This window comes from Pseudoalteromonas sp. MMG012 (assembly GCF_018100875.1).
GTDB classification, from domain to species: Bacteria; Pseudomonadota; Gammaproteobacteria; order Enterobacterales; family Alteromonadaceae; genus Pseudoalteromonas; species Pseudoalteromonas aurantia.
The window spans coordinates 1-2,441 of sequence record NZ_JAGJEF010000166.1 but is presented as its reverse complement, the minus strand read 5'-3'; the positions used below and the strand labels follow the sequence as shown (position 1 = coordinate 2,441).

The 2,441-nt window shown below is 41.2% G+C and carries 2 protein-coding genes; one reads left to right on the top strand and one right to left on the bottom strand.

What is annotated here, in order from left to right; translation table 11 throughout:
• Nucleotides 1-673, top strand: a 673-nt coding sequence (locus J8L97_RS22725; RefSeq protein WP_312037211.1) for a TetR/AcrR family transcriptional regulator, incomplete at its 5' end; no start/stop codon positions are given.
• Nucleotides 674-902: 229 nt separating this feature from the next.
• On the opposite strand, the gene J8L97_RS22720 is transcribed toward J8L97_RS22725, so the two are convergent.
• The coding region (locus J8L97_RS22720) for an Ig-like domain-containing protein (RefSeq protein ID WP_211052999.1) at nt 903-2,441 on the bottom strand (1,539 nt) is incomplete at its 5' end.

Here is a 2,441-nt window from a genome sequence, read left to right as displayed (position 1 = left end):
TCATCATTGGATTGTACGTAAGTTTGTTTACAAAACATCTTCTATTCCAAAACCCTTATCCAAACCTGAGGTTAAGTACATGAAACTATCAGACAAAAAACGATTACAAATATTAGATGCGGCACAAGATTTATTTTATCAATACGGACTAGACCAAACCAGTATGGATACGGTGTCGAGTCATGCTGGGGTATCTAAGCGCACCGTCTATAATCACTTTTCCTCAAAAGAGGTACTGTTTCATGCGATTTTAGACCGCATGCTCGAAAAGGTCGCCAATGTCAGTGCTATAGAATTTGACAGTACTCGCCCGATACAAGCCCAATTAAGCGACATTGCCACGCAAGAAGTGGCCTTACTTACTTCAAGCGAATTTTTAAAAATCGGTAAAATTGCCTTTATTCAAATGCTGCAACAGCCTGAACTGGCCAAATCACTCTCAGCTAACTCTATCGGCTGCATGACATATTTTAGTGAGTTTTTAATGCAAGCCTCTGCCGCTGGAGCACTCAAAATCACAGATGCTGACTACGCAGCAAAGCAGTTTGTGTATCAATTAAAGTCATTTACTTTTTATCCACTACTTTACGGCTTTGAAGAGGTCAGTGACATAGCAATGAACCGAGCAATTGAAGAAACGGTGATGATGTTCGTTGCACGGTATCAGCCTTAAAAGTAATAAGTAAGCGCTAACTTTAACCTCTAACAACTCGCTTTTTAATGAATTTTATTACCCGTTAACAGCGTAATATAAGTAAAATAATAAGCTAGGCTCGATTTTATTTTTTGACAATAGTGTCAAAAAGGGCATTGATTGGCTTGCCAGCAAAGTCAGTGGCAAGCCAAAATAAAAGCGTAATTCAGACCTCGGCTTTAAGCCTGAATTACGACTCAACATTAAATTAAAGTGTATAGCGTCGTTGCATACCAACGAGCAACAATCCAAGTAAATAAAACCAGCTTACCGTGCCGCCGCTACTGTCATTACTGTTACCCGTCGCATCCGTTGAAACTGGCTGAGTGGAAATAGTCACATTGACTTTTTTACTTGCTGTCACCCCTACTGCATCAGATACCATCACAACAAAGCTATCTGTACCTGCGGTGCTGGTGTTAGGTGCATATGTTACAACGCCCTGGCTATCAACATCGGCACTACCTAGCGTAGCTTGATCGGTAATTTCAAAGGTTAACCTATCACCATCGACATCTGTCACATCAAGTGCAACACGCTTAGTTTGGCCTAATCCAACTAACATAGTGACAGGTTGGTTATTAAATAAAGGTGCATCATTGATGGGCTTTATATTGATTGTTAAGTCAAATTCACTCGCGCCACCGTGAGCATCCGTTACCAATAGCTTTGCGGTATCGGTACCATTGGCGTTACCTGCTCCTACATAGCTTAGCGTGGTGTTGTCTTGAATTGTAACAGTACCCTTTGTTGGCTCATCAAGAATACTAAACGTGACACTATCGTTTTCATTATCTGATGGCGAAAGGGCAGTCATCGTTTGACCATCTTCATCTAAATTCAGCGTCAAATCACCTTGCTTTGGCGCGAAGTTTATTTGAGAGCGTTGTAAACGCCCTGCGCTATTTATAGGTACCGTAAACAAATCATTCTCAAAACCGGCGCCAATACCATTGGTACTGATCTCTAAATTCTCATCAACCAGCGCTGGCTTTTCAGGTACCGAAATATCAAATAAAGCCCCTTGAAAACCGATTGCTATCAAGTAATTGCCATCAATGTGTAATGTGGCAGTGGCAGTGGCAGTAATTGTACTGCGACCCACTTCAACACTAGGTAATTCCACGGGCTCAGCTGGGTTACTTATATTATAAGGCGTGATTGCAAAGCGCCCATTCTCAAGAACTACTGGAATATAAAGATAATTATCTTTAACAGCAACATTGCCATAAATTGTATAATTACGCTTAATACGGGTGAGCTCAGTTACGTTTGATAAATCTGACGTATCATACACAGCAACCTCACTAGGGTATCCCGTAGATACAAACAGCACACGCTCATACGCAACCATTTGAATGTAAAGAGATTCTAGCAACTCTGTTTCTATGGTCGATATTATATTTTTTGACTCATCAATGAAGCTTAACTGACCATACGTTGCAGCTGCATAGCCATTTTTAAGTTTGATTATCTGGTCATTGCTGCCGCCGCTCTGAAGACCCAAGGAGCCATGACGTGTGCCGACATTGATATTGTTTTTTAAATTTTCAACCAAATGAGACTCTAATTGACCACTATCATTAATAACCATTTCATCATCCTCCCATACAACGCCTTTTAGGGTATATCCACTATGGTACGTTGCATTAAGCGACGCCGAGTCGGTATCGCCCATACCCCAAAAATACATACGATTAAGGGCCGCGACCGCAAGTTCATTGCCCTGCATAGCAATGTCTCTTAT